Annotated in this window: 12 protein-coding genes; 4 read left to right on the forward strand and 8 right to left on the reverse strand. The window is 61.2% G+C overall.

Translation table 11 applies throughout. The features are described from left to right. Window positions 1–9 precede the first annotated feature (9 nt). From NVB75_RS14015 to NVB75_RS14025, 3 genes are read right to left on the reverse strand one after another with little or no spacing between them, the layout of a single operon-like run. A complete protein-coding gene (locus NVB75_RS14015; protein WP_258347664.1) occupies window positions 10–897 on the reverse strand; it encodes a carboxylesterase in 888 nt (295 codons plus the stop codon). Beyond that, the gene (locus tag NVB75_RS14020) at window positions 894–2,288 is read right to left on the reverse strand and encodes an aspartate aminotransferase family protein (RefSeq protein WP_258347666.1); all 1,395 of its coding nucleotides are present in this window, start codon (window positions 2,286–2,288) and stop codon (window positions 894–896) included. Before NVB75_RS14020 ends, NVB75_RS14015 begins: the two co-directional genes overlap by 4 nt. Further along, a complete protein-coding gene (locus tag NVB75_RS14025) occupies window positions 2,281–2,985 on the reverse strand; it encodes an MtnX-like HAD-IB family phosphatase (protein WP_258347668.1) in 705 nt (234 codons plus the stop codon). Before NVB75_RS14025 ends, NVB75_RS14020 begins: the two co-directional genes overlap by 8 nt. 230 nt (window positions 2,986–3,215) lie before the next feature. On the opposite strand from NVB75_RS14025, the gene NVB75_RS14030 reads away from it, so the two are divergent. Then, window positions 3,216–3,986 (forward strand): MipA/OmpV family protein, encoded by a 771-nt coding sequence (locus NVB75_RS14030; RefSeq protein WP_258347669.1) that lies wholly within the window; start codon window positions 3,216–3,218, stop codon window positions 3,984–3,986. 829 nt (window positions 3,987–4,815) lie between these two features. On the opposite strand, the gene NVB75_RS14035 is transcribed toward NVB75_RS14030, so the two are convergent. The 3 genes from NVB75_RS14035 to NVB75_RS14045 form a co-directional block, all read right to left on the reverse strand. Then, window positions 4,816–6,123, reverse strand: coding sequence for an IS4 family transposase (locus NVB75_RS14035; RefSeq protein WP_258348609.1), 1,308 nt, complete (start codon window positions 6,121–6,123; stop codon window positions 4,816–4,818). A gap of 165 nt (window positions 6,124–6,288) precedes the next feature. Then, window positions 6,289–6,945, reverse strand: a complete 657-nt coding sequence (locus tag NVB75_RS14040) for a DsbA family oxidoreductase (protein ID WP_258347671.1) — start codon at window positions 6,943–6,945, stop codon at window positions 6,289–6,291. 62 nt (window positions 6,946–7,007) lie between these two features. Further along, window positions 7,008–8,027 carry an alpha/beta fold hydrolase gene (locus tag NVB75_RS14045; protein ID WP_258347673.1) on the reverse strand — a complete coding sequence of 340 codons (1,020 nt, stop codon included), beginning with the start codon at window positions 8,025–8,027 and terminating at the stop codon, window positions 7,008–7,010. 203 nt (window positions 8,028–8,230) lie between these two features. On the opposite strand from NVB75_RS14045, the gene NVB75_RS14050 reads away from it, so the two are divergent. Continuing rightward, window positions 8,231–13,807, forward strand: a complete 5,577-nt coding sequence (locus NVB75_RS14050) for a Pur family transcription activator (RefSeq protein ID WP_258347674.1) — start codon at window positions 8,231–8,233, stop codon at window positions 13,805–13,807. Window positions 13,808–13,904: 97 nt separating this feature from the next. Further along, the gene (gene metR, locus NVB75_RS14055; protein ID WP_017480097.1) at window positions 13,905–14,822 is read left to right on the forward strand and encodes a transcriptional regulator MetR; all 918 of its coding nucleotides are present in this window, start codon (window positions 13,905–13,907) and stop codon (window positions 14,820–14,822) included. Window positions 14,823–14,935: 113 nt separating this feature from the next. On the opposite strand, the gene NVB75_RS14060 is transcribed toward metR, so the two are convergent. Together NVB75_RS14060 and NVB75_RS14065 are read right to left on the reverse strand one after the other, a co-directional pair. Continuing rightward, complete coding sequence (locus NVB75_RS14060) at window positions 14,936–15,346, reverse strand: NUDIX domain-containing protein (protein ID WP_258347677.1); 411 nt, start codon at window positions 15,344–15,346, stop codon at window positions 14,936–14,938. A gap of 48 nt (window positions 15,347–15,394) precedes the next feature. Further along, window positions 15,395–16,741 (reverse strand): HD domain-containing phosphohydrolase, encoded by a 1,347-nt coding sequence (locus NVB75_RS14065; protein WP_258347679.1) that lies wholly within the window; start codon window positions 16,739–16,741, stop codon window positions 15,395–15,397. Window positions 16,742–16,999: 258 nt separating this feature from the next. Between NVB75_RS14065 and NVB75_RS14070 the strand changes: the two genes are divergently transcribed. Next, on the forward strand, window positions 17,000–18,874 hold the full coding sequence (locus tag NVB75_RS14070) for a bifunctional diguanylate cyclase/phosphodiesterase (RefSeq protein ID WP_258347681.1): 1,875 nt from the start codon (window positions 17,000–17,002) through the stop codon (window positions 18,872–18,874). The last annotated feature ends 7 nt before the right edge of the window (window positions 18,875–18,881 follow it).

Raw genomic sequence — 18,881 nt, forward strand, 5'->3', positions numbered from 1 at the left:
CGCACCGCGTTAAACCAGACAGAACGCGTTTTCGTTCACGTCCTTCGCGAGCAAGCTCGCTCCTACAGGGGCAGCGTGTTGCTCGACAAACTCGGCACTCAACTCGATCACTCGGCGGTATTGCAGGTCGACGGTGATCATGTGGTAGCAGTTGTCCAGCAGGATCTTGGTCACGGGGCCACCGAGGTGGCGTTCCACGTAATCGGCGTTCCAGCGGCTGGTGATGTCATCCTCGATGGAATGCAGCACCAGGGCCGGGGTCTTGATCGACGGCATGAGTTTCTTCACCACGGCGTTCATCCAGTGCAACTCGCGCACGGTGACACCCTCCATGGTCAACAGCCCCGCCTCGCTGCTCTCCCCTTCCTTCATCTGCCGCTCGACGATAGCCCGAAGGCGCTCGTTCTTGATGCCATAGGGCGGCTTCTCAGTGAAACGGAACAGGCGCACACCGAAAGGAATACGGATCAGCAAGGGCGTGATGAATGCCATCTTGCTGATGCTCCAGCCGTCGTACTTCAACGTGGTGGAGTACATCAACAAGCCGGCAACCTGGCCCGGGAACTGCGACGCCACGTACATCGACATCACCGCGCCCATCGACAGACCGCCGACAAACACCTGCTCGTGACGCTGTTTCACGCCAACGAACGTCTTGCGTACGCCCTCGTACCAGTCCTGCCAGCCGGTGGCTTGCAGGTCGCTGTTGTCCCCGCAATGCCCGGCCAGGGTCGGCACGTACACCGTGCAGTTCCCGGCCTTGGCCAAACCCTGGGCCACCCGACGGAGTTCCGTCGGGGTGCCCGTCAAGCCGTGGATCAACAGGATCCCGACCGGACCGCTACCGAGAACGAAGCCGGCATCACCTTCACCGAGGTCGATCTCGTGGCTGCTCACCGTTTGGTCGCTCGCACAAGCAGTTGCTCGAGCAGCTTCAGGCCCAGGTCGATTTCCGGGTAGCTGATTTCCAGCGATGGAGCCAGGGTGATCACGTTTTTGTAGTAGCCGCCCACGTCGAGGATCAGGCCGAGTTTCTGACCGTCAACCACCATGTCGCCCTTCATGCCTTCCTCGACCATGTAGTCCAGGGTCGCCTTGTCCGGAGTGAAGCCGTCCGGGCCGCAGATTTCGCAGCGCAGGGCCAGGCCCAGGCCGTCGACGTCGCCGATGATCGGGAAGCGCTTTTGCAGCTCTTGCAGGCCGGCCAGGAAGTATTTGCCCTTGGCCATGACCATCGCGCCGTAGTCGACTTCGCTGGTCATCTTGAACATTTCCAGGCCTACCGCGGTGCCCAACGGGTTGGACGCGAAGGTGGAGTGAGTGGAGCCTGGCGGGAAGATCTTAGGGTTGATCAACTCTTCCTTGGCCCAGATGCCGCCCAGCGGGTTCAGGCCGTTGGTCAGCGCCTTGCCGAAGACGATCACGTCGGGTTTGACGTCGAAGTGTTCGATCGACCACAGCTTGCCGGTGCGCCAGAAACCCATCTGGATTTCGTCGACGACCATCAGGATGCCGTGCTGGTCGAGGACGTGTTTGAGTTCGCTGTAGAAGTTCATCGGCGGGATCACGTAGCCGCCGGTGCCCTGGATTGGCTCGACGTAGAAGGCTGCGTATTCGCTCTGGCCGACTTTCGGGTCCCACACGCCGTTGTATTCAGTTTCGAACAGGCGGGCGAACTGCTGCACGCAGTGGCTGCCGTATTCTTCCTTGGTCATGCCTTTCGGGCCACGGAAGTGATACGGGAACGGGATGAAGTTGGCGCGCTCGCCGAAGTGGCCGTAGCGACGACGGTAGCGGTAGCTCGAGGTGATCGACGAAGCGCCGAGGGTACGACCGTGGTAGCCGCCTTCGAAGGCAAACATCAGGCTCTTGCCGTTGGTGGCGTTACGCACAACCTTCAGGGAGTCCTCGATGGACTGCGAACCGCCCACGTTGAAGTGCACGCGACCGTCGAGGCCGAATTTTTTCTTGGCGTCGACTGCGATCATTTCCGACAGCTCGATCTTGCCTTTGTGCAGGTACTGGCTGGCGATTTGCGGAAGGGTGTCGATCTGCTGTTTCAGCGCGTTGTTCAGGCGCGGGTTGGCGTAACCGAAGTTAACGGCCGAGTACCACATTTGCAGGTCGAGGTAAGCCTGGTCTTCGGTGTCCCACACATAGGAGCCTTCGCAACGGCTGAAAATACGTGGCGGGTCGATGTAGTGAACGGTGTCGCCGTAGGAGCAGTACTTGGCTTCTTTATCCAGAAGAACCTGGTCTTCTGCGGTAGCGATGCGGATATCAGACATGGTGGAAGAGTTCCTGATTGTCGGAAGAGGTGCTGAAAGAGTTGGCGTTGGCGGCGATGCCCTGAGGCAGCTTGGCCAGCAAGGCCGGCAGTTCGGCGAAGGTGTCGAACCGCGCGTAAGGAATGTTGTTGGTTTCGCAGTAGTCAGCCAGGCTGGCCTTGGCGAAGACGAAGTCGGCGGTGGAGGCCACGCACATGTCGGACTTGCCGTCACCGATCACCAGCACGCGCTTGTTGCGCGGCGTGGACTTGCACTTGCAGTTGCCGGAAGCCGCACGGCAAGCGTCGCTGGCATACGGGAAATCGATGCGCCAGCTGTTCTGGTCGACCTGGCGCAGGCGGTTGGCGAGGATCGGCAGCAAGGTCACGTAGTTGCGCGACAGAATCCGCGCGATGCCTTGTTCGATGCCATCGCTGACCACTTCAATGGAAGCGCCCAGGCCCATGACGTGATCGACGAAGTCCGGGAAGTCCGGGTCGATCTCGACGCTGTCGAAGTACGCCAGCAACTCGGCCGGGGTCGCCTTGATCAGCGCCAGTTGACGGCTCAGGCATTCGCGCGAACCGATGTGCCCGTCCAGCCATTCCTGTTCGATGGTTTCCCACTCGGGGCCGGCGAAGCGTTGGAGGACGTTGTCGATGACGTCGGTGGGAGTGATGGTCCCGTCGAAGTCACACACGATATGCCATTGGATCATCTGCATTTACCTATGAAGTAGGAGCGCGCTGTTGCGCTTGCAGAGTGCTAGAGCATGGACTGTGCCAAGTGCTCGCACCCCCTGTTTTCAAAGGGTTTGGCGGGTATTGGCGTTTGGTTGTGTCGGAACTGGCTACAATTTTTGTAGCTTGCTACAACCTAGATGAGTGCTTGCCTAAGGCCGGGTGTTTGCGCGTTCATGCGCGCATGTTCACAAAAGGAAATGGCTCCATGTTCAGGGTTACTTTTGCTGTATTCGCCGGTTTGCTGGGGCTGTGGGGCGTTTCGGGCGCTGCGCTGGCAGGCGGGATAACCGGTGAGGCCGGCGTGGGTGTCAGTTACCAGCCTCATGATCCGACGGGCAGCCGCTACGAAACGCGGCCGATTCCTTATTTCGATCTGGATTGGGGGAGCGTCAGCCTGGGTACCGACGATGGGCTGACCTGGAGTGTCCTGAATACCCATGGCTTTACTGCCGGACCTTACATCAACTACTTGCCGGGGCGGACGGCCAATGGGTCGCTGCGGGGCTTGCGGGATGTTTCGGATATGGCCGAGGTTGGAGGCTTTATTCAGTACGCTCCGGCTGATTTCTGGCGGGTGTATGCACAGGTGGGTCAGGCCGTGGGCGGGGCGCGTGATCAAAGCGGGGTTGTGGGGAAGCTTGGCGGGGAGTTGGGGTATCCGTTGGGTGGGGGGATTATTGGCAGCACTGGTTTGATGGCGCATTTTACCGATGCTCGGCAGGCGCAGACGTTTTTCGGGGTGGATGCCAACGAGGCTGCGGCTTCGGGGTTTCGGCCGTATAACGCCAGTGCGGGGTTTCAGAACCTGACGTTGACGCAGAGTTTTGAGATTCCCCTGGATGCGAAGTGGTCGTTGTTGACCAGTGCCAGTTGGGTTCACTTGGTGGGGTCGGCGGCCAACAGCAGTATCGTCAAGGAGACCGGGGATGTGAATCAGGGGCAGGTGCAGACTGCGATCAGCTATAAGTTTGATTGAGCTGGGGGGGGGGGCATATCCGTTGCTGCGGTCAGGGCCGCTATTGGTTCCGCTCTTACAGCGGCTCACTTTTGAAAAGCGCAAAAGTAAGCAAAACGCTCTTGCCCCACCACTCGGCACCTCGCCTAGGCTCGGTGTGCCCTCACTCCGGCTTTGGACCGTGGGCCGCCGTCATGGGCCATCCCTGGCCCAGGACGGCTAACCTGGCGTCCTGCCAGGTTACCCACGCTCCAAAGCCTGCGTTCGGCCAGCGTGGTTTAACGGGGCGCCTAAGATCAAGATCAAGATCAAAAGCAAGAGCACAGCGGCCTACCGGCCGGCTTGAGTGTTGAAGAGCAAAATCAAAAGCTAAAGCGGGCACGGTCCAAAAAATGTGGGAGCGGGCTTGCTCGCGAAGGTCGTTAACGATGACGCGGGCATCCTGAATGAACGCGGCGCTCTCAGGTTTTTCGCGAGCAAGCCCGCTCCCACAGAAAAGCAGATTTGTTTTCGCTCTGGATCTTGCCTTTGCTTTTAACACTCAAGCCGGCCGGGAGGCCGCTGTGCTTTTGCTTTTGATTTTGATCTGACTGCCCCAATAAGCCCGAGGCCGAACGCAGGTATTGCGGAGCGGGTAAACCGGCAGGACGCCGGTTTAGCCGCGCCGGGCCATGGATGGCCCGTCGCGGCGGCCCGCTTCGCGGTGCCGGAGTGAGGGCACACCGAGCCTAGGCGAGGTGCCGACAGGCGGGGCAGAGCGTTTTGGTTACTTTTGCGCTTTTCAAAAGTGACCCGCTGTAAGAGCCATCCCTTTCAAGGTCTGCGTTTAAAAGCCCGTTTAAGGCCGTGTTTAAGTACGTTTATCCGACTTAGCCGCCTTAAGCACCCTAGCTGTTGAGACATGCGCCCGTACCGCCTTACCTTCCAGCCACTCCTTGGGCTTGGCTACTTTGGGGCCACGAGGGCTTTTTGCTACGGACTTAGGTTTGATCATCCTTGCCAGGGCCAGCAATCGCTCTGCCAGCCCTTGCGGAGTCTTTTCAAGAGGGAAATTTTCCGCAGGCAATGCGATCTGCAAGCCTTGATAATCACTGCGAACATGCACCGCCAAATGGAAAATCGAAACCTCCCAACCCTCTGGCTGCGTTTCGCGGTGCGCCTGCTCAACGCTACGCTTGAGAACCGACAAAACGTTGTAAGCCAGGACCGCCGAGGCAAAGCCCAATAGCGCGGCTTTCGGGCTGCCAAGGCCTGTAATTTCACTGTCCAGTACCGACTCAAGGCGCTGAAACATTCCCTCGATACTCCAGCGATGACGGTATAAATCGGCTATCTGCCGGGCACCGATGGTGTCGGGCAAATTGCTCCAGAACCACATCACCAAATCACCTGAGTCATTCGCCGTTTGCAGGTTCAACTCAACACGTCGCCAGCGGCGGCCACCCTTCACTTCGATGATTTGTTCGCGAACGGTTCCGCTATCGACCGTCCCTGAGTCTTGCCACTCACTTTCCTGGACCAGGCGTGGATGCTTGCTGGGTTGGCGAACGATGAACGAAGCCCCCGTGTCCTCGCAGGCTTGCAGGACGGGGAGCGTGCAATAGAGCCGGTCAGCCATCCACAACTGGCCCGCGCATGCGCGGGCCAGCAGCGGTAAAACACTGACTCGCTCACTGGCGTAGGCATCTTCCCACGGCTGAAGATCAACGACTAAATCCAGATCCGGATCGTAGGCAACTACTGAAAATCCTGGGCGCGCTGCGCCGCGCTCATTGCGCAGAGCGCCTAGACGTTTTTCAGTGGCCGGCAGGTGGTTGCCATCCACAATACGCAACTGCCAGCCGGGCAGGATCGATGAATGGCCGAGCGTTTCGACGGTCGGTATCAAACGCTCGGCACTGCCCGAAATGAGGGCGCGAAGCAGCTCGGGTTCGGTTCGCTTGATCTTGTCATAGAGTGCCGAAACACTGACCGAAAGGCCCTCCATCTTGCGCGCCGCCGCGTGTAACGACGGCCTCAAGCCCAATGAAACAAGGGACATCAGCTCAACAACGGTTGAAAACAAAAGCTCACGTGAGTACTGCCGTTGGCGGTGATCATCGAACACCTTGTCAACCCAAGCGGCATCTACTGCCTGCTCTAATATCAACTTGGTCATGACGCTGGCCGGCGCCTGTTTTTCAAACCGTTCTAAAACCTTTTCCCACATAGTTTCGTCGTCCTGACTGGATTGGTTAGGGGATTTTAAACCAAGACCTTGAAAGGGATGGCTGTAAGAGCGGAACCATAAGCAGCCGTTACCGAAGAAACGGATATGCCCCCATCACCCCCTGCCAGCCTCACTGATAATCTGCCGAATCGCCCCGACAAACGCCTCAGCCGGCTGCCCACCACTCACCGCATACTGGTCGTTGAACACGATCGTAGGCACAGAAGTCACCCCACGAGACACCCACAACTGCTCCTGCTCCCGCACCTCGGCGGCATATTCATCCGAAGCCAGAATCGCTTCAGCCCGTACGCGATCCAACCCAACTCCCTCGGCAATCCCCACCAACGTCCCGTGATCCGACGGGTCCTGCTGATCCGTAAAGTACGCCTTGAACAGCGCCTCCTTGAGGTTGTACTGCAACCCCTCAAGCCCCGCCCAATGCAACAGACGATGCGCATCAAACGTGTTGTAGATACGACTCTGCCCATCGGTACGAAACGCAAACCCCAACTCCGCGCCCATATCACGAATCCGCGCCCGGTTAGCCTGGGACTGCTCAGCCGTGGAGCCATACTTCTCAGTGATGTGCTCGGTAATGTTCTGCCCTTCAGCAGCCATGTTCGGGTTCAGCTCAAACGGCTGGAAATGAATCTCGGCCTGCACCTCCGGGCCCAGTTGGTCCAGGGCCTCGGTCAAGCCGCGCAGGCCAATAATGCACCAGGGGCAGGACACGTCGCTGACGAAATCGATCTTCAGGGGAGTACTCATGACTAGGCAACCTCGCTGGCATTAAACGCCGGAAAGGTCCCACGATACACCCCGTCAAGCCCTTACAAAACCTTCGCAGGCACCACCGGGTCGATCTGCGCCCAATGCGCCGCATCCTGCCGATGCGCTTGCAAATAGGGTAAGACCGCCGCCAGCAACGGCGCCTTGAACGCCTCCTGAAAGCGATGGGCCAGCCCCGGAATCAGCCGCAACTGGCTGCCCTGGATATGCGCCGCCAAGTGCACCCCATGCATCACCGGCAGCAGCGGGTCGGCAGTGCCATGCACCACCAGGGTCGGCACCCGCAGTTGATTGAGCAACGGCACCCGGCTCGGTTCGGCAAGGATCGCCATGATCTGGCGCTTCACACCGTCAGGGTTGAACGCCCGGTCGTACGACTGCGCCGCCTGCTGCAACAGCACCTTGCGATCATCCTTCACATAAGGACTGCCCAGCGCCGCCAGCAGATCAGCCTGTTGTTCCAGGGCCACCTCACGATTGGGCGCGCTGCGTCGCGACAACAGTTGCACCAACGCCGCACTCGGTGCCGGAAGGCCTTCGGCGCCGGAACTGGTCATGATCAGGGTCAGGCTTTCCACCCGTTGCGGCGCCATCGCCGCCAGGTGCTGGGCAATCATCCCGCCCATGCTCGCGCCCAGCACGTGGAACTGCTGGATGTGCAAGCCGTCCATCAAGCCGAGTGCGTCGTCGGCCATGTCGGTCAGGGTGTAGGGCGCCGCCACCGGCAGACCGAGTTTGTAGCGCAGCACTTCGAACGTCAGGTTGGCGCTGGCCGGTGCCTGGCGCCAGGTCGACAGGCCCACATCACGGTTGTCATAGCGAATCACCCGAAAGCCCTGCTCACAGAGGGCCATCACCACTTCATCCGGCCAGTGAATCAACTGCCCGCCCAGGCCCATCACCAGCAACAAGGCCGGGTCGGAGGCACGACCAATGCTCTGGTAGGCCAGGCTCACCTGTTCCAGATCGACCCGTTGGGTCGGCACATTCACATCACATCGAGAAGCCGCAAAGGACGGCAGGCCGAATAACAGAGCGGCCATGAAAAACAACACGCGCATGAAAAACACCGAAACGCAGAACCCCAGTAGAGCGCGAGTCTGATGAAGTTTGTACAAGCGCGCTGCCACAGTTCAGTGACAGTTTGATGAAGGGCGCCCAACGGTCATCCGCGTATCTATCTATCACCTCAAGCCCTGGCCCCGCCTCTTTAATGGCGCATTCACCGGCAAGCCCGGTCTTACCAGAGCATGAACACACCATCATGAGTGACCTGACCCTACTTCCCCTACCTGCCACCCTGAGCGACTTCGCCTCGCCGTCGCTTCCAGGCCAGTCCCGCCTCCAGGACCTGAGCCTGTCCCTGCAAGCCACCGCGCGCTGGCGTGAAAGCCAGCAGGAACTGCATCAACTGATCACCCAGGCGCCCGGCGTACGCGACTCCATCGAACAACTGCTCACAGAGCATTGGCAACTGGGCGCCGCACCGGCCGGCCTGGGTTTTCTCAAGACCGAAGATCACGACGAACACTTCGTCAGCCTGGTGGATGCCTGGGGATTTATCTGCCAGTTTCCAGACATCTCCCCCACCCTGGATGCCCGCAGCACCGTGGTCGGCCTGGCATCCCACAGCCTGTCAGCCCTCACGCCGGTGCAATTGCTCAAGCGGCTCCAGGCAATGAGCCTGGGGAAATTGCTCAGTGCGCGCTGGGAGAACTATTGGACTACCCGGGCGCCAGGCACGCCGTTGTCCCGTCGCGAGCGGGCGGCCCAACTGTACTGCCAGCATTTCGAAGCCTGCGGGCAATCGGCCTATGCCCAGGGAAGGCTGAGTGCCCAACAACTGATTTCGTTGCAGACGGTTCTCAACCCGGTCACTACTCCCAATGGCGTGCGCCCCGTCGAGACCTGCCAGCTGGCGTTGCTGCTGCCCGACCAGAGCAAAGTCAAATTGCCGGGCGCCTGGGTTATCTCCGTGGACCACGAGCCGTTGATGACTCAAACCCTGTACCTGCCCTGCCGGCAACCCGGCGTGATGGTCTTCAGCCAACGCAGCGACATGGAGCAGTGGTTGGTCGCAGCGCATCAGCAACTGATCCCGCCGGATGTCGCGGCTGACGCTGTCACCGTCGAATACAGCTCGCGCACGGAGCCCCTGGAGCACGGCATTCTAGACCTGTTGTCGCACCTGCACGCGGCGCAGTTGGAAAGCCTGCGCAACCGTCATCGCAATGGCAGTGACCTGGCCCGTTACGCCAGACACGCCCTGGATGATGCCGACCGCCTGGACAGCCAGCGCCGGGAAATCCCGATGCTTATTGCACCGCATCAACCGGCAGATACGCCCGGCCCGGACGCTGATGACCTGCCTCCTGCCCTGCCCTTCGGCCACCTCAGCGCCGACATTGCCCTGGGCCAGCGCTGGGCCGCGATCAGGCAACAACGCAGCGCACTGGAGCGCTTCCTGGGTGATGGCCCTGAGCAAACAGCCCGGCTGGCGCAGTTGAAGGTATTGATGCAGGCCCTGAAAGACGCAGAGCAGGCCGGCAATGATGCCGCCAGCGGCCTGCTGGCAAAAAAAGCCGCCTTCGATCAACTTGAGCTGCGGCAAAAACCCAACCCGGACTATGACGCGCTCTATCAGGCACGCCTCGCCGCCCTGCGCGCCGAGGGGGCCATCCAGCATGCCCTCCAGCAGATCAGCGATGAAGAACATCGCATGCTCCTGGCCGTCGCGGAGCACCCCTCGGCCCCGGAACTCCGCTCGGCTGTCGCGGTTACCCGCCTGATACTCTCCAGCCGTGACCCAAGGGAAGGCGCCGACGAGCTGACAGGCCTGTTGCTCATTACCCAGGCCAGGGCCCTGACCGCTTCGGCCCCCCACAGCCTGTTGCTGTACTGGCCCGGCAATGCAGGGGGCCTGCAGCGCTTCGAATCCCGCCAAGCCCTGGAACACTCCCTGTTCAAGCTGTCGAGCGAAGCGCAGGACGTCACCCTGCAACTGTCGCTGCTGACCGGCGACCCGATTGAATACTCGTTGCAACAGCAGCTGTACGCCAGCGAACAACAGGCGTATGCGCTGATCTCCCTTTTCCCGGTGCCACCGTTCGCCCAAGAGCGCGCCGAAGGCCTGGACAAACTTAAGGAACAAACCCTGTTCGCCCTGCAAACCCCAGTGAACCCGGCGCGCGAGCTGGCCTACGGACAACTGCTTGAGCAACAACGCAGCACCACCCTCGCCGGGGCACTGCCTGGGGAGTTGAGCCAGTTGCCGGCAGATGAACGCCTGGCGCTCAAGCACCTGATTCAAGCGCAGATCAGCGCCCTGCATCGCTCGCAGCAGTTGCTCGAGCGCGAGCTGGAACCTTTCGACGATTTCGGCCAGCGCCGCCTGGACCAGCGCCTGCGCGAAGACTTCCAACTTGAACACGCCTGGTCGGTGCAACTGGACCTGCCTGACGCGGTCAGCCAGGAGCGCGAATACCTGTCCGAATACGCGGGCCCGGGTACACCGTTCAAGTATGTGACGGTGCCCAGTACCCGCCGCCGTACCCTGTCATTGTTGCAACTGGCCCAGCAAAACATCGACCCGACGCTGGCTCAGCGCCTGACCTACATGAAGCTCGATGTCACCGGCCCCGATGCCCTCGAAACCGCCCGGCTGACCACCGGCCTGTCCCTGGAATACCTGAAAACCCTGGTCAAGGAACTCGACCTTGCCGGGGCCTACGAAAGCTTGATCACCCGCACCTTCCTCGGTGATCCCGCGGCGGCGCCTTTCACCAACCAGCACCGGCGCGAATGCCTGACCGAGCCGCTGCGCCTGATGCTGATGCTGCAAGGCAAACGCGCCCGGGCCCTGGGGCGATTCGACGACAACGATCTGCGGCTGCTGAACATCGCCATCGACGCCGACAACGCGGATGCCTGGCAGGTGGAAGACAAGAAAATCGTGCTGCTGCCGGCCACGCTGAGTGCGGGCGGTGAAGATACCGACTTCGGTCCGACCACCCTGTCGGGGGTCACCTTTATTCAGGAACTAGTCTGCGGCACGACCCTGCTGTACCTGCCAAACAGCCCGGACAACCAGGACCTGCGGCGTTACCCGAGCCTGGAACTGGCCCGCAAGGCGCTCTACGACCTCAGCCTGGGCAGCGGCATGAGCGCCTACCTGGCCGGCCTGGCCATCAAGGGCGACACCGCCGCCCACCTCGCCCGGATCGCCCAGGCCCAGCAACGGAATTTTGATCCGATCTTTGCCGTCGGAACCCCGTGGCCGGCCACCACATCGCTGGCCGCCCATTTGCTGAACGCCCATATGGGACGGGTCATAGAAGCGCATCGCGCGACCTCGCGCTCCAACGCGGCCTTGTTGCTGGAGCAGAATGCGCTGCGCGCCGGGCTGATCTTCAACTACTTGAAAATCGCCCTGGGGCTGGTGCCGTTCGTGGGTTCGGTTGTCGCGCTGTATGACGCCTGGTCCAGCGCCAACCTGGCCACTGCCGCCTTCTTGCGCGGGGACATCGGCCATGGCCTGGCCGAGGTCGAGGCGGTGCTGTTGTCGCTGATCGACTGCGCCATGGACATTCTGCCGGGCAGCCTCGCCCTGCGGGTCAACGCCCGCGCTGCCACCCGCCAGCGTCAATTGCGCCATCTGGCCAGCAGCGCCGCCAGTCTGCACCTGCCCTCGGTCACACAGGCTCGTCGGGCGGCACAGCGTTTCGCCGGTTATGAATATGAAGGGGTGATCTCGCTGGCCGGGCTGCAACCTCAAACCCACGGGTTTTATCGCAATGTGTACCGGCATGCCGACGGCGACTTCATCGTGCGGCGCGGGCGTATCTATCAGGTTGAACTGGCCGGTGATCCCCTGGACTGGCGCCTGAGCCCGACTCGCAGCAAAACCTACAAGCAGCCGATTGCCCTGGATGAAAACGGCGAGTGGGACACTCACTACGGCGTCTACGGCAGCGCATTCAAGGGTGGCCTGGCGGGTGGCGGCAGCGTACTCGGGCATATGGCCGACGTGCTTGATCCGATATGGCCCCAGTCGATCCGTGATTACTTGCCACGCTGGTGGACTGACCGTGCCCTGCGCCGCCAGCGGGCGTTGGCCAACAGTATCAACAGCCGCGAAGACCTGATTGCGCACTCCATTAACCGAACCGAAGAACTGATGGCCCGCACCGACAGCACAGGCCCGGCGATCCGCAGGGCCTTCGAGCAGGACATCGAACTGTACAGCCGCCAGTATCAGGAACTGACGGAGTTCGCGCCCTTCACCAGCGGCAACCGGCAGCGCGCGATCAGAGAGGACATGAGCCGCAATGCGGCGCGCCTGACCCTGACCACCCTGAACCGGGCGCGCTATCACTTCAAGCAGATCGAGGTGCGGGTCCTGGAGCTTGGAACCCATAACATGACCGCCATCCCTCCCGAGATTTTCGGCACCCCGGCGCTTGTTCCTGCCGTGTTGGACATCCTGCGGCAACGTAAAAGGATCAGTATCGAGATTTTGCGCGACCTGGACATGATCGATGCCGACTTTCCCCAATTCAACCGCTGGTTCGAAAACGTCACTGACACCGCCCACCGTGCCCGGCTGAACCCGATGCTTGAACAGTTCCGACGCGTGCTCAATGACAGCTACCGCATGCACCTGAGGTTGGCGCACCGCTTCGACACCCTTGAGGTATACCCCGAAGTGACCGAACTGTCCTGGTGGTACCTGCGGGCCCAGTCTCGAGACAGCTACGCCAAGGTCAACCGGGCCCAGGCCTCCCATTTTGAACTGCCCAACGCCAGCGCCAACATCACACAGCGGCGCAAGGTGCTGGAAGACTGCATACAGGCCTATGAACAATTCCGGCTGACCATCCGCACCTGGAACCTCGGTTACCCGCAGCATTTCGACCAGGCGCAACTCAGTGCGTTTTTCGTCGACATTGAGCAGATGATCGAACTGGCCCGCCGCGGCATCAAGGAGTCACCGGCAAGCCGCCCACCGGCCGGGCAACCTGTGCGACGGGTATTCGACACCGAGGACGATATTTCCCTGGTGGGTACCGAGAGCATCGACCCGCAAACCCAGGCCACCACTTACCGGGTGGAGAGCGCCAGAGGGCGGGCCGAAACCTGGGTGAAGGGCCCCGGCGGAAAGTCCCGGCTCAAGGACAGTATTGCCTCGGAACCCGCCCCGCCGGAGTCCAACGTCAAGCAGTTCGTGGTGAGCGAAGCCAAGGCTCGCCTGGACAACGTCGCGCAGTACGAAAGCCGCGCCATCGCCTACACCGAGCAAAAAATGCTGCCGGTGGACCTGGAACACCTGCTGGTCAGCGAAGCGGCCGAGTTGAACCTGCGGGCCAATCGCCTGGAACGCCTGGACCCTACCGAGGACCTCGTGCGCCAACTGCGGGCCAAAGCCATGGAGCTGACCATCAAGGGCCGCAACCTGCGAATCCGCCAGACCCTCGCCAGCACAACCCCTACCGAAGGCTATCTGGACTACCTGCGCGAACAACGGGTGGTGGAGATTCGCAAGGGCGAACCGGCCCGCAACCTCAATGAAGGCAAGAAGGGACGAGCGGATTACCTTCAGGAATACGTGGTTCAGGACCTGACACAAACGCCGCCCGCCACCCTGTGGTATGCGCACTTTCATTACGACAAGGCCGGGGCGCAGTTCGACGAGTTCATCAAGGCCCACTTGAAGATTCCCGAGCAGCGCAACCTGGGCCTGCAGTGGCAAGTAGCCCAGGCGCAAGCCGGGGCCACGGTCGACCCTATCTGGCGCGGCAATATCGGGCGACCGCTGGCCACCCGGCACTTTGCCGGGGTGTGAAGGCGGCGGGACTTGAGCACGACGGTCGACAGGCCTATCAACATGAGACAAACTCAACCGATCCGAATTTGTCACAAGTTATATTCATGGAGACCCCGTGCTCGAAATCCGCCATCTCAAGACCCTGCACGCCTTGCGCGAAGCCGACAGCCTGGTGGAGGCCGCTGAGCGCCTGCACCTGACGCAATCAGCGCTCTCCCATCAGTTCAAGGAGCTTGAAGAACGCCTGGGCATGCAACTGTTCGTGCGCAAGACCAAGCCACTGCGCTTCACCAGCGCCGGCCTGCGCCTGCTGCAACTGGCGGATGCCACCCTGCCCTTGCTGCGCGGCGCAGAACGCGACATCGCACGCCTGGCCGGCGGCACGGCCGGGCGTTTGCACATGGCCATCGAGTGCCACAGCTGTTTCCAGTGGCTGATGCCGACCATCGACCAGTTCCGCGATGCCTGGCCGGAAGTGGAACTGGACCTGGCCTCCGGCTTCGCCTTCGCGCCGTTGCCGGCCCTGGCCCGTGGCGACCTCGACCTGGTGGTGACCTCAGACCCGCTGGAACTGCCGGGCATCACCTATGTGCCGCTGTTCACCTACGAAGCCATGCTCGCGGTGGCCAACCAGCACCCGCTGGCGAACAAGCCTTATATCGTGCCCGAAGACCTGATCAGCGAAACCCTGATCACCTACCCGGTAGAGCGGGATCGCCTGGATATCTTCACCCGCTTCCTGGAACCGGCCGACGTGGAACCGGCCCAGGTGCGTACCTCGGAACTGACGGTGATGATGATGCAGTTGGTGGCCAGCGGTCGCGGCGTGTGCGGCATGCCCCACTGGGCGCTGCATGAATACAGCTCCCGGGGTTATGTGAAGGCCAAGCGGCTGGGGGAGAAAGGCTTGTTTGCCACGTTGTACGCCGGGATTCGCGCCGACATGCTGGATGCGCCGTACATGCGCGACTTCCTGCTGACGGCCAAGGACACCTCGTTTTCGACCCTGGATGGGGTCAGCGCCGTACGCTGATAAATAGCGGATACCTGTGGCGAGGGAGCTTGCTCCCGCTGGGCTGCGCAGCAGACCCAGAAATCTTGGGGCCGCTTCGCGCCCCAGCGGGAGCAAGCTCCCTCGCCACAGTTTCAGGCACCCGTTAGAGAGGTGCGGTAGAACGGCAGAATCAAGTCCCGGGTCAGCGGCGCAAGCTGCAAACCGCCGTCACCGGCCGGGTCGATCCAGCGCACCTCTTCAATCTCGGCAGCCGGTGTCACCGCCACGTCGATGTGCACCTGGAACAGCTCGGCCTGCACCACAAACCCCGGTTCATTCGCCGCCGGCGCCGAGAACTGGCCCAGGTACACCGCTGCCTCCGGGTCAATCCGCAGGCCCAGTTCCTCGTGCAGCTCACGGGCCAGAGCCTCGGCAGGTTGCTCGCCGGCATCGATCTTGCCGCCTGGCTGCATGAAGGCCTGGGTACCGCGCTTGCGTACCAAGAGGGTCTGGCCGTCGCTGCCGATCAGCAGGGCGGCGGCGATGCGAATGGTGGAGGTCATGGGAAAGTCGCCTTGAATACAAAGGCGCAAGGATCCCATGAACCGGTATCAGCTCGAAAGCGGCGTCTCATCCGGTTCCTTGATAAACACGCTGTACTTCGCCCCTTCCATGGCCTCGAACGCAATCAGCTTGTCCACCAGCGGCAGGTTCAACACCTTGCCGGCGTTGAGCAGCAGCATGCCGTTGTCGGCGTTGAGGTTGCGCGCCAGCACCATGCCTTCGGCGAGTTCGCGGGTGCTCAGGACCTTGACCGACGGGTCGCCCAGGGTCACGTCGCTGAGGAACGCCGCGCAGGCCTGGATGAAGTCTTCCACCATCTCCGGGTCGTAAAGGCGCCCGGCGTATTTGCGGATGTAGAGCAGCGCTTCATCGCTGTTCATCTGCCGTTCGAGGATCAAGCCGCGTTGCAATTCGATGAAATCCACCGCCAGCTTCAACAGGCGCGCGCCCACAGGTATTGCCTCGCCCTTGAGATGGTCGGGAAAACCGCTGCCATCCCAGCGCTCCTGGTGATGGCGGATCAAGCGGGCCGCGTCTTTCATCGGTTCCAGGGTCATCAGCAACGACTCGCTCTGGGTCGGATAGGCCCGATAACGCAAACGGTCGGTGCTGTGCAGCAAGTCGCTGGGAGAGACCATCATGCTGTCGCTCCAGCTTAACTTGCCGATGTTGTAGAGCGCGGCAGCCATGGTCAGGTCGCGCGCGCTGGCTTCGTCCATGGGCTGGAACTTGCAGTACACGCGGATCAGTTCGATCAGTTGACGGTTGGTCTGTTTTTCTTTGGGCAGCCGCAGGTTGGCCAGCAGCGAAAATACCTCGGTGCCGGTCACGTAGCTGCGCTTGAGTTCATCGTAGGCCAGGTCGAGCATGTCGGCGGTCTGTTGCAGCTCGGAGGTGCGCGCCGCCACGCGTTTTTCCAGGGTGGCATTCAGGGCTTTCAGCTGGTCGTTCTGCTCCCGGGTCAACTGCTCAAGGCGCAGCCGCTCACGCTCGGAATGCTGGTGTTCCAGGGACTGGCGCAGGGTCAGGAGCATTTCCTCGTCATTCCAGGGTTTGCTGATGTAGCGGTGGATCTGCCCTTCATTGATCGCCTTGATCATCATGCTCATGTCGGCGTAGCCGGTCAGCAGGATGCGCGTGGTGGCCGGGTACAGCCGGTGGGTCTCGGCCAGCAGCATCGCGCCGTCCATGGCCGGCATGCGGGCGTCGGTCATGACCAGGTCGATGGGCCGCGCGGCCATGATTTCCAGGGCCTGGGCGCCACTGCCGGCCAGCAGCACGTCGTAGGGTTGGCCGCGCAGCAAACGGCGCAGGCTGTTGAGGATCGACTCTTCGTCGTCGACCAGCAAAATCGTGGGGGTGTAGGGGGCAGTCGTAGCAAGTTGCTCGTCCATGGCGACACCTCCTTTCAATGACACAAAATTGCACCATTGCGCGCCCGTCGTCATCAATCGCTGTACTTGCTGGAGCATTGAGCGCTAGATGAATGCGGGGGTAACTGGCGTTGATTTGACGCCAACTGGCCGACTTATTCAAGGGAGCCAACTATGCTTGTGGCAAGAAGCCCATGACCGCCCCTGTTTATCGATGCATTCAAGGTAAGGAAGCCCTATGCGCCAGAATATGCAGTTGAGCGCCTCCTGGAACCGCTCATGAACCCGCGCTCTGCACGGGCCAATCGGCGAATCCTGATCGTCGACGACACCGCCTCGATCCACGAAGACTTCCGCAAGATCCTCGAAGCCGACGCCAATGGCGGCCAATCCCTGGACAGCATCGAAGAGACCCTGTTCGGCACCGCCCCGGCCGTGCGCCAGACGTTCCTGCTGGACTCGGCCTACCAAGGCCAGGAAGCGCTGGACCTGGTAACCAAAGCCTTGGCCGCCAACACCCCCTACGCCCTGGTCTTTATCGACATGCGCATGCCGCCGGGCTGGGACGGGCTGGAGACCATCGAGCAACTGTGGGCTGTCGATCCCCACCTGCAAATCGCCTTGTGCACGGCCTACTCCGACTATTCCTTCGAATCCATCGAAGCGCGCCTCAAATACGACGACCAACTGCTGATCCTGAAAAAACCCTTCGACAACCTCGAAATCCGCCAGATGGCCAGTGCCCTGACCTGGAAATGGCAGCTCGCACAGGACGCCGCGCTCAAGCTGATGGGCCTGGAGCGTACGGTAGAGGAACGGGTGCAGGAACTGCTCAAGGTTTCGCACCTGCTGCAATACGATGCCCTCACCGACCTGCCCAACAGCACGCTGCTGGGGGACCGGCTGACCCAGGCCATCGCCGCCTGCCGGCGCCATGACACCCAGCTGGCGGTAATGTTTATCGGCCTGGACCGCTTCAAGCGCATCAATAACGCCCTGGGCCACCCAGTGGGCGATGAAGTGCTCAAGCAAGTCAGCCAAAGCCTGGTGGCGACGGTGCGCGAGTCAGACTCGGTGTTTCGCTACGGCTCCGACGAGTTCGTGCTGATCCTCAACGATGTTCATCATCCTCAGCAAACCCAGCACATCGCTGAAAAAATCCTCAAGGCCGTCAGTCACATCCGCTACGTCGCCGGCCACGACCTGAGCGTCACCGCCAGCCTGGGCATCAGCATTTACCCCAACGACAGTTTCAGCGCCGTGGAATTGATCAAGAAAGCCGAAACCGCCATGCATGCCGCCAAGGATCATGGCCGGAATGACTTCAGCTTTTTCATCGATGACATGAACCGCCGCGCCCAGGAACAACAAAGTCTGGAGACCGCGATTCGGCTGGCGCTGGAGCGTAAAGAGTTTGTTCTGCACTACCAGCCGAAACTGGACTTGAACAGTGGGCAAATCGTCGGCGCGGAAGCCTTGATTCGCTGGTACCAGCCCGGTCACGGCTGGGTCTACCCGTCGGCCTTTATCCCGGTCGCCGAGGACAGCGGCCTGATCGTGCTCCTGAGCCAATGGGTGCTGGGCCAGGCCTGCGAGCAAGCGCAAGCCTGGCAGGCAGCCGGCCTGGCGCCGATCTGTATTTCAGTGAACATCTCGGCCATCGATTTTCGCCAGCGGGATTTTGTCGCCAACCTGGCCGCCATCCTCGAGCGCACCCACCTCGCACCGGGCTTGCTGGAGCTGGAGATTACCGAAAGTGTGCTGATGCAAAACGTCGAAGACACCCTGGTGACCCTACGGGCGATCAAGTCCATGGGGGTGCGCCTGGCGGTGGATGACTTCGGCACCGGCTATTCCAGCCTCAGCTACCTGCGGCGGTTTCCGATTGATGTGCTGAAAATCGATCAGTCGTTCATTCGTGGCTTGAGTAAAAACACCCAGGACGCGCAACTGATCAGCGCGATTATCAGCCTGGGTAAAAGCCTGGACCTGAACATCATTGCCGAAGGCGTGGAGACGCTTGAGCAACTGAACTTCCTCAGGGCCCACCAGTGTGAAGAAGGCCAGGGCTTCCTGTTCAGCAAGGCCGTGGCCGCCGATGAATTCGCCCAGTTCATGCAAGCCGGACGACACACCCTGATGCCCAGCCAATAACCTTCTG

This window comes from Pseudomonas sp. CBS (assembly GCF_024734645.1).
In the GTDB taxonomy this organism is placed as follows: domain Bacteria; phylum Pseudomonadota; class Gammaproteobacteria; order Pseudomonadales; family Pseudomonadaceae; genus Aquipseudomonas.

Excerpts from the sequence above, each read along its gene's own strand:
- NVB75_RS14030 (WP_258347669.1), top strand. The coding sequence starts at position 3,216 with ATGTTCAGGGTTACTTTTGCTGTATTCGCCGGTTTGCTGGGGCTGTGG.
- NVB75_RS14040 (WP_258347671.1), bottom strand. The coding sequence starts at position 6,945 with ATGAGTACTCCCCTGAAGATCGATTTCGTCAGCGACGTGTCCTGCCCC.
- NVB75_RS14050 (WP_258347674.1), top strand. The coding sequence starts at position 8,231 with ATGAGTGACCTGACCCTACTTCCCCTACCTGCCACCCTGAGCGACTTC.
- NVB75_RS14045 (WP_258347673.1), bottom strand. The coding sequence starts at position 8,027 with ATGCGCGTGTTGTTTTTCATGGCCGCTCTGTTATTCGGCCTGCCGTCC.
- NVB75_RS14070 (WP_258347681.1), top strand. The coding sequence starts at position 17,000 with ATGAACCCGCGCTCTGCACGGGCCAATCGGCGAATCCTGATCGTCGAC.
- NVB75_RS14065 (WP_258347679.1), bottom strand. The coding sequence starts at position 16,741 with ATGGACGAGCAACTTGCTACGACTGCCCCCTACACCCCCACGATTTTG.
- NVB75_RS14035 (WP_258348609.1), bottom strand. The coding sequence starts at position 6,123 with ATGACCAAGTTGATATTAGAGCAGGCAGTAGATGCCGCTTGGGTTGAC.
- NVB75_RS14020 (WP_258347666.1), bottom strand. The coding sequence starts at position 2,288 with ATGTCTGATATCCGCATCGCTACCGCAGAAGACCAGGTTCTTCTGGAT.
- NVB75_RS14025 (WP_258347668.1), bottom strand. The coding sequence starts at position 2,985 with ATGATCCAATGGCATATCGTGTGTGACTTCGACGGGACCATCACTCCC.
- NVB75_RS14060 (WP_258347677.1), bottom strand. The coding sequence starts at position 15,346 with ATGACCTCCACCATTCGCATCGCCGCCGCCCTGCTGATCGGCAGCGAC.